A 12,637-nucleotide genomic window follows, 5' to 3' on the forward strand; every position below is an offset into this window, starting at 1 on the left:
ATCCGGGGCACGGCTTTCCCTGGGGTATCGCCATGACTGCCCCCCAAACGCCGTGCCCCGGATTGCATGCAAGCGGGAACACCGGGATGGGATCTCAGATGACCAGTTGTTTCGTAGGGCACTACTGGATTGCTCTCCTGCAGGGGCCGGGTTCACAGAGACTGCTTAATAGAATATATTTGTTAATTATTATAATAATAGTTAAATAGGGCGACAACTGATTGCGGCCTGTATGACTCCGAGGTCATGGGTGCCCCTGGTGGGCATCATGGTAGTACTGCTGGCCTCCTGTGCCGTCGCTGTCCCGGCACAGGAGGCAGCAAACCCGGGCGTGCTCCGGATAGCAACGACGACGAGCCTGTATGATACAGGCCTTCTTGATCAGCTCGAGATGATGTACGAGAACGCGTCCGGTGTCGACGTGCAGATCACCGCACAGGGCACGGGGCAGTCCCTCGATACCGCACGACGCGGCGATGTGGACATGGTGCTCGTCCATTCGCCAACGCTCGAGCAACAGTTCATCGACGAAGGCTACGGCATCAACGAGCGGTGCTTCGCCTACAACAACTTCCTCATCGTCGGGCCGGAGGCCGACCCGGCGGGCATCAAAAACATGACGCCTGAGGAAGCGTTCAAGACCATCTATATCGCCGGCACGAACAAGACGGCGGGCGTGTTTTTCGTCTCCCGTGGCGACGATTCCGGCACTCACAACCGGGAGCAGCAGATCTGGAAGACAGCCGGCTACAACTACACAGAGGATATCCAGGACTCCGGGGCCTGGTACCTGGAGACCGGGAGCGGCATGGGTGAGACCCTGACCGTCGCCAACCAGAAGAACGCCTACACGCTCTCCGACATCGGGACATTCCTTGCCTTCGAGAAGCAGTTGAACCTCGTACCGCTTGTCACCGAGGGCGACCAGCTCCTGAACCGCTACAGCGCAATTGCAGTCAACCCCGAGAAAGTGCCGGGCGTCAACATCAATGAGGCTAACAACTTCACCAACTGGATCACCTCTAATGACACGAAGGAGTTCATCGGGAACTTCGGCGTTGAGGAATTCGGCCAGCCGCTCTTTGTGCCGCTCTACGCACCGGAGTGCACGGAGCCGCCGTTCAACTGCACCTGTGCGGAGCCGGTGAATGCAACAGCGTGAACCCGACCGATTCATGCATCCCCGGGGAACCGGAGGAATGCAAGTCTCTGCCACCTGCCCAAACGATAGGGCAGGCGGAGCAGACCCTTCCCTGCGGTTAATGATGGTCCATTAACGTCCCGGATAGAATAACTATTTATAGAGGGTTATCCTGCTATCAGGCTGTTATGAAGACATACGTTGCCATACTATCGACCGGTGTCGTCTCGATCCTTCTCATCCTCGCTCTCTGTGCGGGATGCACGGGTTCGGCGCCGGGCGGGAACGAGACCCCGAACGCCACGGCGACGACCACACCCAACGCCGGGGCGAACGTCCTCCGGGTCGCCACCACGACGAGCCTCGAGAACACCGGGCTGCTCGCGGAGATCGAGCGGGTCTACGAGAACGAGACCGGGGTAGACCTCCAGTTCATCGCCCAGGGGACGGGGCAGTCCCTCGATACCGCCAGGCGCGGCGATGTGGACATGGTACTCGTCCACGCCCCGGCGCTTGAAGAACAGTTCATCGACGAAGGCTACGGCATCGACCCGCGCTGCATTGCCTACAACTACTTCATTATCGTTGGGCCGAAGGATGATCCGGCAGGCATCGCGAACATGAGCGCGGTGGAAGCGTTCAGGGCGATCGCCATCGCCGGCACGAACAAAACGGCGGGCGTGGTCTTCGTCTCCCGCGGCGACAACTCCGGGACCCATGCCCAGGAGAAGACGCTCTGGAAGGAGGCGGGCTACAACTACACCCGGGATATACAGGATGCCGGAGCCTGGTACGTCGAGGCCGGCAAGGGTATGGGCGACACCCTGATCCTCACGAACGAGAAGAAGGCCTACACGCTCTCCGACGAGGGAACCTACCTCTCGTTTAAGGACCGGCTTGCCCTGGTGCCGGTCATCACCGAGAGTACTGAACTCATGAACCGCTACAGCGCAATCGCGGTCAACCCCGGGAAGTACCCGGGCGTGAACGCCAGGGGAGCCGCGGACTTCATCAACTGGCTCATATCCGACGAAGTGAAACAGCTGATCGGTGACTTCGGGAAGGCCGAGTTTGGGAAACCGCTCTTTGTGCCGCTCTACGCACCGGAGTGCATAAAGCCGCCGTTCAACTGCACCTGTGCGGAGCCGGTGCTGGCATAAGCGCTTGCCTGGAGGAGCCGGGAGATGTGGGCCAGGTGATCAAAGAGGTGGGTGAGGGCGCGTGGTGAACGGGAGCCCGATCATCGAAGGGTTCATCGAGGCTATCCGCCTCATCATCACCTTAAACCCACAGGTGGTCGAGATCACCATCCGCTCGCTCTACGTCTCCCTCACCGCCACCTTCTTCGCCGCGCTGATCGCGCTTCCCATCGGCGCGCTCATCTACTTCTACGAGTTCCGGGGAAAGCATGCGGTCGTCTCCACGCTGCAGACGCTCTATGCGCTCCCCACGGTCATCGTGGGCCTGCTCATGTTCCTGCTCCTCTCGAACATCGGCCCCTTCGGGTTCCTCCGCCTCCTCTACACGCCCGGCGGCATGATCGTCACCCAGACAGTCCTCATCATACCGCTCCTCATGGGGCTGACGGTCTCGGCGCTCTCCGGGATCGACCGGGATAAACGCTATACGATAACCGCTCTCGGCGCAAGCAGGTTCCAGACGGTCACCACCATCATCATGGAGGCCCGGTTCGCGGTCATGTCCGGCGTCCTCCTGGGTTTCGGGCGGGCGATCGCCGAAGTTGGAACAGTGATGATCGTCGGCGGCAATATCCGCGGCGCCACCCGCGTCCTCACAACCGCGATCGCGCTCAACACATCGATGGCAAACTACTCCATGTCGATTGCACTCGGGATCATCCTCCTCGGGGTGGCGCTCGGGGTGAATATCGCTCTTTCCCTGGTGCAGAGGCGGTGATACCATGGCGATCATTGAGGCACACAGCATCAAAAAGTCGTACGGCAACTTAGAGGTCCTGCACGACGTCGACCTCTCGGTCCAGGAAGGGGAGATCCTCGGGCTTATCGGCCCGAGCGGCTCCGGGAAGAGCACGCTTCTCCGGATCCTCGACCTGATCGAGCCGGCGAACGGCGGAGAACTCTCGGTCTTTGGTATCGATACAGTAGAAGAACGTGGCCGCTGGCTCGACCTCCGCCGCCGGATGGGGATGCTCTTCCAGAGACCGATCGTCTTTAACGCCTCCGTCTACGACAATGTCGCGATGGGGCTGCGCTACCGGGGGGCTTCCAGCGACGATATCGACCGGAGGGTGAAGGGGGCCCTTGAGGCCGTCGGGCTCTCCCGCTACATGGGGGGCAGGGCAACCGATCTCTCGGGCGGCGAGCAGCAGCGGGTGGCGCTCTCCCGGGTGCTCGTGACGGGCCCTGAGATCCTCTTCCTGGACGAGCCGACCGCGAACCTGGACCCAGGCTCGACCGCTACCATCGAGGCGATCGTGGCGCGCCTGAACCGCGAGGAGGGGACGACCGTCCTCATAAGCACCCACGATCTTTCGCAGGGGCAGCGGCTCGCCCACCGGGTCGCGGTGATGATCGAGGGGACGGTCGCCCAGGCGGGCTCTCCCCGCGAGATCTTCCACGAACCCAGGGATCAGAAGATCGCCCGGTTCGTAGGTGTCCAGAATATCATCCCGGGCCGTGTCGTCTCCCGGAAGGAGGGGCTCACCACGGTGGAGGCGGGCGGGCGGCGGCTCGTCTCAACAACCCCGCCGCCGGCCGAGGAGGTGGAATTGATCATCCGCGGCGAGGACATATCCCTCCACCGGAGGAAGCCCGGCTACGAGGAGGCGGAAAACCTCTTTCCCGCCACCGTTACCGCGATCGAGCCCATGGTGCCGTTCGTGAACGTGACGGTGCATTGTGGGTGCGATCTCGCCGCACTCGTGACCACGAGGAGGGCGGAGGCCCTCGGCCTCCACGAGGGGATAGAGGTCTGGGTCTCTCTCCATGCAAAGGCGGTCCACCTGATCCCCCGCGAGGGGCCCGGGTGAAGCGCGGCACCCGTATCGCCGGCGTCTTCCCGGCCCCGGCCCTGACCGGGCCCTTTGAGAAGGTGAAAGCGGCGTTCGAGGCCGATCACCCCGGCGTCACCGTGCTCCTTGAGCCCGACGGCAGCGTCGACTGCATCAAGAAGATCACCGAGGACGGCAACTCTGCCGAGTGCTCGCCTCCGCCGACTACGCCCTCATCCCGAAGATGATGGTGCCGGAGCACGCCGACTGGTACCTCACGTTCGCGAAGAACCGGATGGTGCTCACCTACTCAAACGAGAGCGAGTATGCAAGCGAGATCACCGCCGGGAACTGGTATGAGATCCTCAACCGTGACGGTGTCCAGTGGGGCTTCTCCGACCCGAACTCCGACCCCTGCGGCTACCGCACCCCGATGGTGATCCAGCTCGCCGAAGGCTACTACAAGAACGATACGATCTTCGAGACCCTGGTCGAGAACCACAGCAACATCAGGGTCACCGAAGAGAACGGCACCTCCACGATCCACGCCGCCGACCCGGGTTCCGACGACACCACGCTCTTCATCACGGGATGGTAAAGGCCGAAGGCCGACGACCTCGTCCGGATGGTCAAGTCCGGCGACCTCGACTACGCCTGGGAGTACCGGAGCGTTGCGGTGCAGAACGATCTTCTCTTCATCGAACTCCCCGAGGAGATCGACCTCTCATCCGTAGACTTCGCGGAGAACTACGCGACCGTCCAGACCGAGGCGAAGAAGGGCAACGGCACCACGTTCTATGTCGGCTCGCCGATCGTCTACGGCGTGACCGTCCCGAAGATAGCGCAGCACCCCGATCTCGGCGTTGAGTTCGTGAAGATGCTGATCGGCGCTACCGGGCAGGAGATCCTCGTCGCCGACGGTCAGCCCCCGATCGTGCCTGCGGGCGACTACGGCAGCGTGCCTGCCGGGCTCGAGCCGCTCGTCTCGGTGAAGGCCTGAACTTCTTTTTTTTGTGCTATCAATTATCAGCGGACGCGGACAACGCATATTCCGGAGCGTGGTGGAGATGAAGACTGAAACACTGCCGGGTGACATCCGCCGGGGCGACGGCGAGATCGTTCTCCCCTGGTGGAGACAGCAGAAGAGGCAGCACATTGACGGATGCACCCTCTGGTTCTGCATCATGGGAGCGGCGATCGTCGGCATCACGGTGCTCGCACTCGCAAACATCGCGATGACGGAACTCGCCGACCCCGTCCACCTGCTCGAGGTGGCGGCATCGTCGGAGGTGCTCGGGTCCATCCTCCTCACGTTCGGTGCGGGGGCGAGCGCCGTCCTCCTCCTCCTCCTCTTCGGGACCCCCCTCGCCTACGTGCTCGCCCGGTCCCGCCCCTCCCGCTTCAAGGGGTTCGTGGAGAGCATCGTCGATATCCCACTCATCCTGCCCCACACGGTGGCGGGATTGCTGGTCTACCTCCTCTTCATGCGCCGCGGGTGGCTCGGGGCGCCGCTCTCCGATATCGGGATCGCCTTCGAGGACGCTTTCCCGGGCACGGTGGTCGCGATGCTCTTTGTCGCCTCGCCGTTCTTCATCAACACCATGCGAGAGGGATTTGAGAAGGTGCCCGTCCACCTGGAGAACGTCGCCCGCACACTCGGTGCCGGCACGTTCACCACCTTTCGCACGGTCACGCTCCCCTTAAGCCTCCGGCACATGTATAACGGGGCTATATTCGCCTGGGGGAGAGCAATCGGGGAGTTCGCCGGTGTCATCATGATCGCCTACTACCCGTTCATCATATCGACGCTGATCTACTACTCGTTCACGACAGACGGCATCCACACGAGCCGGAGCATCGCATTTGTGGTCATCGTGGTCAGTCTCGCGGTCTTCTACCTCCTCCGGCGGATGACCCGGCACCTGGGGAGGTACGATGATCGCGTTTGACCATATCTCACTCAGCTTGGGCACATTTTCGCTCAAGGACGTCAGCCTGACGATCAACCGGGGCGACTACTACTTCATCGTCGGGCCGTCGGGCGCGGGGAAGACGGTGCTTCTTGAGGCGATCGCCGGCCTCCACCGGCCGGAACGGGGCCGGGTCCTCCTGCGGGGTGAGGAGATCACCGCCCTGCCCCCGGAGAAACGGGGGATCGCCCTCGTCTACCAGGACTACTCGCTCTTCCCCCACATGACGGTCATCGACAACGTCGGCTACGGTCTCCGGATGCGGGGGATGGGGAAGAGGGAAGCCCGGGGCGAGGTTGCCGGACTCCTTGAGGAGTTCGGGATCAGCTACATCGCGGACCGCTACCCGGCGACCCTCTCCGGCGGCGAGCAGCAGCGGGTGGCGCTCGCGAGAGCCGTCGCGGGGAAACCGGATATCCTCCTCCTCGATGAGCCGCTCTCTGCCCTCGACCCCGTCACGCAGGAGAAGTTCATCCACGACCTGCAACGGCTTCACCGGGAGAACGGTATCACCATCGTGCAGGTGAGCCACTCCCGCCGGGAAGCGCACCTGCTCGCCACCCGTATGGCGGTGATCATCGACGGGACACTTGTGGATGAAGGAAGGGCCGACGTTGTGCTGAACACTCCCCGGAGCCGGCAGGTCGCAACGTTTGTCGGGATCGAGAACATACTGGACGGAAGGGTAGCGGCAAACGACGGCGGGCATGCGACGGTGGATGTCGGCGGGCATGCCTTCGAGGCGGTGACGGACGCGGCGGCGGGCGAGGAGGTCACCCTCTGTATCCGGGCCGACGACGTCGTCCTCGGCGTCGGGGACGGCCGCCGTTCAAGCACCCGGAACACGATGGCCGGGACGATAACCCGGATCGTGGAGAACGGCCCCGTCGCCGAGGTGAAGGTGAACTGTGGCGTGGACCTGACAGCGGTTCTGACACGGCGATCGGTGCAGGACCTGCACCTTGCCCCGGGAACTCCCGTAACCCTCTCCATCAAGGTGACGGCGATCCATGTCATCCGCGGGTGAGAGGTCTCACCCGTTCTTTGTTTTCATCGAGAGGAGAAGGCCGATGAGGGCGGCGGTGACGGCGTTCGCCGCGATGATGGCGATATCTCCCTTTACCATACCGTAGGCGAGCCAGAGCAGGACGCCGGCGAGGAAGATGATGAGCATCGCAAGAGAGAGGTCGGCGGTCGAGCGCGTGCGCCACACCCTCACGACCTGCGGTGCAAACGAGAGCGTTGTAAGCGATCCGGCAATGAGACCGAGTGCGGTGATGGTATCCATGGATGATCCTGGTTCTATGTCTCCCGCCGGATCCCATGAACCCTGGGCCCGGCTCCTCCTCCAGGCATCTTCAGGAGCCGGATTGTTGCCGGTTCACCCGCCACTGTAGGGCGTAGGCGAGGACCATCCCGATGATGAACGCGACGGTGAGGCCGACCGCAAGGGTGAGGACGGCCACGGTTCCCGTGACCAGATAGGACTCGGTCTTCGCGCTGTGTTTACCGAGTTCGAGCGCCACGAAGACCAGGAGCGCGCCGAAGACCCCGAGCGGTATGAGGGTCAGCACCTCCGGCGGGGCGAAGGCGACGGCGAATATGAGGATGAAGAGACCGGCAACGATGTTCGCCCCGCCGGTCCTTGCGCCGAACCGGTACATGGCGGCAAGCCCCCCGGCGCCGTGGCACATGGGAAACCCGCCGAGCGGCGTCGATACCAGGTTCATGGCGCCGATGGTCCGTGAGAGCCTGTCGGGGTCGACGCCCTTCTTCGGGAAGAGGTCGTAGGTGAGGAGCGATGTGGCGAGGATGGCGTTTGCGAGCGTGAGCGGTATCTGCGGGAGGACGAGGTCCCAGGTGCCGGCGATGAAGTCCGTTGGCGAGGGGATGATGAGGGCCGGAAGGGGCATCAGGCGGAACGGCGGCATCCCCTGCGCGGCGATACCGGCGGCAAGCCCGATGAGGAGAACCAGCAGGGCGGAGATATCCGGCACCCGGGCGCGCTGTGAGGCGACGAAGAAGAGAAGAATGATCCCGATGGAGAACGCCGCAAAGAGGGCGTCGGCGAGGATGTAGCCGAGCGACGTCTTCAGGAGGAGGAGCGCGAGCCCTGCCTGAACGCCCCGGATGACGCTCCTTGGAATTCGTTTCCCTATCCAGGTCATGCCGCCGACGAGACCGAGCAGGAGGAAGAGAGCGCCGACGACGATCCCCGATGCGACGATCTCGCCGCCCGAGAGCCCTTCGGCGATGACGATGGCGCCGATCGCCTTCATCGGTTCGATGGGGATCGGGAGACGGTAGTAGAACCCGGCGATGATGAACCAGGCGGCGAGGAAGAGGAAGAAGTGGCTGATGTTCACGTCCGGGCAGACGATGGCAACCCCGAGCAGGATGGGGAAGATGGTGCCGAAGTCGCCGACGGCTCCGGCGACCTCCTCGAGGGTTATCCGGATACCTCTCCCCTCTGTTCCGGCGCTCTCTGCCATGGTTCCTCTCTTATGTCTTCTCTCCTTTTTGGTGGTTCTGGATGGGGCATGCCGATCCATCACGCCGTCTGCACGGTTGCCGGTGTCTTCTTCTCTATCCGCCCGGTCCATGCCTCATGCCTGGGTTTCAGGTGCGGGCTCATCCTCCCATTTCTTCTCGGCGAGGAGGTCTTCGGCCTTCAGCCGTTCGATGACCGTATCGAGATACTCCGAGACGATCTGATCCTTCCCCGGGATCTCCCGGATCCAGACCCGCACCGTCAGCCTGACCCAATCCTCCTTGATCGATGAGACCTGCATCTTCGGTTCGAATAACGCAAGGCCGGGACGGGGAAGGTCGGAGGAGAGACGTCCGATGTAGGGGAGGTCAAAGAGGTTCTGGACGGCGGACCGCTCGGCCGGCTCGACGTGGGGCAGGATCCGGGGATGGTCGTGCGCGGCTCTAAGTGCAATCTCCTGCACCCGCGCGAGGTCTGCGGTGACCGGGACGGCGAGCGGGATCGAGACCTCCAGCAGCCCGGCGCGGGAGTAGTTGATGACCTTTGAGGTTATGATGCTCGAGTTTGGCGTGAGGACCAGACCACCGTCGAGCCCCCGGAGGGTCGTCGTCGTGAAGGATATGTCCTGCACCTTGCCGGGCCCGGTCTCCGGCCTTCCGCTGACGATCACCCATTCCTCGAGCTGGACCGGGCGGTTGATCGTGATCAAGATGCCCGCGATGGCGTTCTGGATGATCTGGCGCGACGAGAACGCTACGACGATACCGAGGATACCAAGCGATGCGACGAAGGCCGTCAGGTCGAAGGCGAGGAAGTGCCTGGCGCTCGCATAGATCCCGCCGATGGTGATGCCATACTGCAGGATGGCCGCCGTCCATTTGGCCGTTCCGCGGGAGACGTGCCCGTCCAGCGCCCGCCGGAGGAGCAGGTAGGCGAGGTTGCCGAGGAAGAGGAACCCGATGAAGGTGAAGAGGAATGCGAGGAACGCATCAAGGGATACTCCGCCGATGAGGACCGGAACGCTCTCCTGCATGTAGAGAAGACTGAGATAGGAGAGGATTAATCCCTTCCGTCATGATGCTTCGGCCTTGACCGGGATCTCCTCGGCCTGCAGGCGTCTGAGGACCTCCCTCAGGTACCGGGAAGCGATATCGTCCTTCTGCGGGATCTTTCGGATCCAGACCCGCACCGTCAGTTTGACCCAGCCGTCATTGACCGATGCGATGTGGACGGCGGGCTCGAATAACGCAAGGTCGGGGCGGTCGGAGCGGAGGCGCCTGTTGTAGGGAAGGTCAAAGAGGCTCTGGACGGCGGATCTCCCGGCCGGGTCGTGGTTCTGGATGATCCGGGGGTCGTCGTGAGCTACCGCGAGTGCGGTCTCGCGCACCCGCGCCAGGTCTGCGGTGACCGGGACGGAGAGTGCTACCTGGATCTCCAGAAGCCCGCCCCGGGAGTAGTTGATGACCTTCGATGCTATGATGCTCGAGTTCGGCATGAGGATCAGACCGCCGTCGAGCCCCTGGAGGACCGTCGTCGTGAAGGATATGTCGCGCACCTTGCAGAGCCCCGTCGTCGGCCTCTCCCCGACGACTATCCACTCTTCGAGTTGGACAGGACGGTTGATCGTGATCAGGATACCGGCAAGGACATTCTGGATGATCTGGCTCGATGAGATGGCCACGATGATGCCGAGGATGCCGAGAGATGCGGCAAAGGCCTTCAGGTCGAAGGCGAGGAGATACCTGGCGCTCGCATAGATTCCGCCGATGATGACGATGTACTGCAGGATGGCCCCTGCCCACTTGGCCGTCCCGGGGGAGACCCGCCCGTCGAGCACCTGCCGGAGAAGCATATAGGCGAGGTTGCCGAGGAAGAGGAACCCGACAAGGGCGAGAAGGAACGTGAGGAACGCATCAAGGGGTACCCCGCCGATGAGGGCCGGATCACTCACCTGCATGTAGAGAGAGGTGGGCGAGCAGGGGAGTTAATCCCTCCTGTACCATCGGCTACCGTCTGCCGGGATCTTCCGCGCGTATCGATCTCTCCGGTCTTCTCCGGGACGATACCTCCCGCCCCGGGTACGACGCAGCCCCGCCTTACCGTTCCGGTCTCCCGCCGCCCGGCGCTTCTCCGCGTGCCCGCAGCACAGAGAAGACCTCTGTACCGAGGACCTCTTCTGCGCGCTCCCGGTAGTGCTCCGCCATAATTGCGAGGAGCCGCTCAGTCCCCGCCGCTGTGGTGGAGATGCCGACCCGCTCCGCCCGGCGGATCAGCCCGTCGTGCTCCATCGCCCCGAACCGGGGGAGGACGTAGTAATGAGGGATACTGAGGTATTCGGCGAGTTTCCGGGTTGTGGGGAAACGTATGGAGATGCCGCCCGGAGAAAAACTGATGGTTACGCACCGGTCCTCTTCAAGGAGGACCCGGATAGCCGCCTCGAATATATCGTCATGTTCGTGCGTGGACATCCAATCGTAGAGTACTGGTCTTCGGGAGGAAAAAGAGAGTCGGTTTGGTTACGCCTCTTCTTTCTTCCTCTCGCCCCGCTCTTCTTCGGGCATCTCCTCGAGGTAGATGATCTCCGCCCCCGCGTCCTTTGCAATCTGTTCGAGTTCGACCTTTCTGAAGTGAGTGCCCTCGACCTTCATGTGTTTCTGGTCTCCCTTCTCTTCGATGACGGCGACAACACGGAACCGGGGCTGTTTCACGCCGGTGCCGACCTTCTGGCGTTCTCGTGCATAGATCTTCATCAGTTCATCACCTCCCAACCAACTGGTATAACTGCTGATATAGCGCGAAGTTACTTAATACTTTCCCTCACATAAACTATAAGGAGACTTTAACCATGGCAGAACGGTTTGAGATGGGATCGAGGTTACGGGGCGAGAGTCTGGTCCGGCGGGGTCTGATGCGGGAGACCGCAGGCGTCCGGCAGATCAGGATCATGCCCGACCTGAACGTGATCAAGATCGGCGGTCACGGTGTTATCGATTACGGGCGGGATGTGATCTATCCGCTGGTCGAAGAGATCGGCGAACTCTCCCGGGACCATAAGGTCCTGGTTGCCACCGGCGGCGGCGCCCGGGTGCGGCATATCCTCGACGTCGGTATCAATCTCGGCATGCCGACCGGGGTGCTTGCGGAACTGGCAGGCAAGATCAGCGAGCAGAACGCGATCATGATGTCGCTCCTCTTCTCGAAGTACAACGGCGTCCGGATCCACTCCGGGGATCTCCTGAACCTCCCCTCACTCATATCGCTCGGTATGCTGCCGGTCGTGCAGGGCACCCCACCCTACGGCCTCTACGAGCACCCCCCGAAACTCGGGAGCATCCCGCCGCACCGGACCGATACCGGCGCTTTCCTGATGGCCGAAGTGGTGGGCGGAAAGAACTGTATCCTCGGGAAGAACGTGGACGGCCTCTACACCGAAGACCCGTTCGCGAACCCCGACGCCGAGTTCATCGCAGAGATCACGGCAGACGAACTCCTGGAGATGGATATGGAAGATATGGTGCTCGAACCGATGGCGGTCGAGCTGCTCCGGGACGCCGTCCACGTCAAAGAGATCAAGGTGGTGAACGCCCATGTGCCGGGCAACATAACGAAAGCCGTGAACGGGGAGCGGGTAGGCACCCTGATCCGGGCCTGATAACCCTAAAACGTCAACTTTTTTCAGAGAGGCCTTCTTTAGTTTTGTGGCCGGACGGTCGCCGCGATCCTCGCCTCCGGCGTCGGCCAGGCCATGACCCGGGGCGGAACGGCGGCCAGGGAAGGCGTTGTCGCTCTCTAAAAGTCCCCGAAGCCCGCCTTTATCGGTAGTGCTCCAGCATATACCTGATAATTGATCTCAGAGGATCCGACCGAATTACGCTGCGCACCAACCCGCGTTCATGACAAACAATAACCTGGGGAGAAGATTTCCATTATCGAGCTCTGGTGAAGCCCTATTCTGGCTGTCATTCTTCCCTGACGAGATTGGTGCCGGACCTAGCCTGAAGTTCGACCTTTTTCCTCTCAAGCATGTCCTCATGCCGTGGACCGTGGTGGCTATCGCCATGGGG

15 protein-coding genes and 1 pseudogene are annotated in these 12,637 nt (G+C 62.2%); 10 read left to right on the forward strand and 6 right to left on the reverse strand.

The window, feature by feature from the left end:
- The 9 genes and pseudogenes from BP846_RS11565 to BP846_RS11605 form a co-directional block, all read left to right on the forward strand.
- Positions 1-209, forward strand: a 209-nt coding sequence (locus tag BP846_RS11565; RefSeq protein ID WP_292395558.1) for a hypothetical protein, incomplete at its 5' end; no start/stop codon positions are given.
- A gap of 23 nt (positions 210-232) precedes the next feature.
- Complete coding sequence (locus tag BP846_RS11570; protein WP_292395560.1) at positions 233-1,162, forward strand: substrate-binding domain-containing protein; 930 nt, start codon at positions 233-235, stop codon at positions 1,160-1,162.
- A gap of 167 nt (positions 1,163-1,329) precedes the next feature.
- On the forward strand, positions 1,330-2,301 hold the full coding sequence (locus BP846_RS11575) for a substrate-binding domain-containing protein (RefSeq protein ID WP_292395562.1): 972 nt from the start codon (positions 1,330-1,332) through the stop codon (positions 2,299-2,301).
- A 61-nt stretch (positions 2,302-2,362) separates the two neighbouring features.
- Positions 2,363-3,058 (forward strand): ABC transporter permease, encoded by a 696-nt coding sequence (locus BP846_RS11580; protein ID WP_292395564.1) that lies wholly within the window; start codon positions 2,363-2,365, stop codon positions 3,056-3,058.
- Positions 3,059-3,062: 4 nt separating this feature from the next.
- Positions 3,063-4,151 carry an ABC transporter ATP-binding protein gene (locus BP846_RS11585; RefSeq protein WP_292395566.1) on the forward strand — a complete coding sequence of 363 codons (1,089 nt, stop codon included), beginning with the start codon at positions 3,063-3,065 and terminating at the stop codon, positions 4,149-4,151.
- A complete protein-coding gene (locus tag BP846_RS11590; protein ID WP_292395567.1) occupies positions 4,148-4,360 on the forward strand; it encodes a hypothetical protein in 213 nt (70 codons plus the stop codon). The genes BP846_RS11585 and BP846_RS11590 overlap by 4 nt, the downstream gene beginning before the upstream one ends.
- A pseudogene (gene wtpA / locus BP846_RS11595) lies at positions 4,360-5,112 on the forward strand (tungstate ABC transporter substrate-binding protein WtpA). The gene BP846_RS11590 and the pseudogene wtpA overlap by 1 nt, the downstream one beginning before the upstream one ends.
- Before the next feature lie 67 nt (positions 5,113-5,179).
- Complete coding sequence (locus tag BP846_RS11600; RefSeq protein ID WP_292395569.1) at positions 5,180-6,061, forward strand: ABC transporter permease; 882 nt, start codon at positions 5,180-5,182, stop codon at positions 6,059-6,061.
- Complete coding sequence (locus tag BP846_RS11605; RefSeq protein WP_292395571.1) at positions 6,048-7,109, forward strand: ABC transporter ATP-binding protein; 1,062 nt, start codon at positions 6,048-6,050, stop codon at positions 7,107-7,109. The genes BP846_RS11600 and BP846_RS11605 overlap by 14 nt, the downstream gene beginning before the upstream one ends.
- A gap of 6 nt (positions 7,110-7,115) precedes the next feature.
- Here BP846_RS11605 and BP846_RS11610 read toward each other — a convergent pair whose 3' ends face one another.
- The 6 genes from BP846_RS11610 to BP846_RS11635 form a co-directional block, all read right to left on the reverse strand.
- Complete coding sequence (locus tag BP846_RS11610; protein ID WP_292395573.1) at positions 7,116-7,370, reverse strand: SemiSWEET family sugar transporter; 255 nt, start codon at positions 7,368-7,370, stop codon at positions 7,116-7,118.
- Between the two features lie 70 nt (positions 7,371-7,440).
- Positions 7,441-8,574, reverse strand: coding sequence for a putative sulfate/molybdate transporter (locus BP846_RS11615; protein WP_292395575.1), 1,134 nt, complete (start codon positions 8,572-8,574; stop codon positions 7,441-7,443).
- A 114-nt stretch (positions 8,575-8,688) separates the two neighbouring features.
- Positions 8,689-9,606, reverse strand: a complete 918-nt coding sequence (locus tag BP846_RS11620; RefSeq protein WP_292395577.1) for a mechanosensitive ion channel family protein — start codon at positions 9,604-9,606, stop codon at positions 8,689-8,691.
- Between the two features lie 39 nt (positions 9,607-9,645).
- The gene (locus tag BP846_RS11625; RefSeq protein WP_292395579.1) at positions 9,646-10,530 is read right to left on the reverse strand and encodes a mechanosensitive ion channel family protein; all 885 of its coding nucleotides are present in this window, start codon (positions 10,528-10,530) and stop codon (positions 9,646-9,648) included.
- A gap of 139 nt (positions 10,531-10,669) precedes the next feature.
- Positions 10,670-11,041, reverse strand: a complete 372-nt coding sequence (locus BP846_RS11630; RefSeq protein WP_292395581.1) for a hypothetical protein — start codon at positions 11,039-11,041, stop codon at positions 10,670-10,672.
- A gap of 48 nt (positions 11,042-11,089) precedes the next feature.
- A complete protein-coding gene (locus tag BP846_RS11635; RefSeq protein ID WP_292395583.1) occupies positions 11,090-11,323 on the reverse strand; it encodes a hypothetical protein in 234 nt (77 codons plus the stop codon).
- A 95-nt stretch (positions 11,324-11,418) separates the two neighbouring features.
- Here BP846_RS11635 and BP846_RS11640 point away from each other — a divergent pair, with 95 nt between their 5' ends.
- Positions 11,419-12,225: a uridylate kinase gene (locus BP846_RS11640; protein WP_292395584.1), complete on the forward strand. Its 807-nt coding sequence runs from the start codon at positions 11,419-11,421 to the stop codon at positions 12,223-12,225.
- The last annotated feature ends 412 nt before the right edge of the window (positions 12,226-12,637 follow it).

The organism is Methanoculleus sp. UBA303 (assembly GCA_002501655.1).
In the GTDB taxonomy this organism is placed as follows: Archaea; Halobacteriota; Methanomicrobia; order Methanomicrobiales; family Methanoculleaceae; genus Methanoculleus.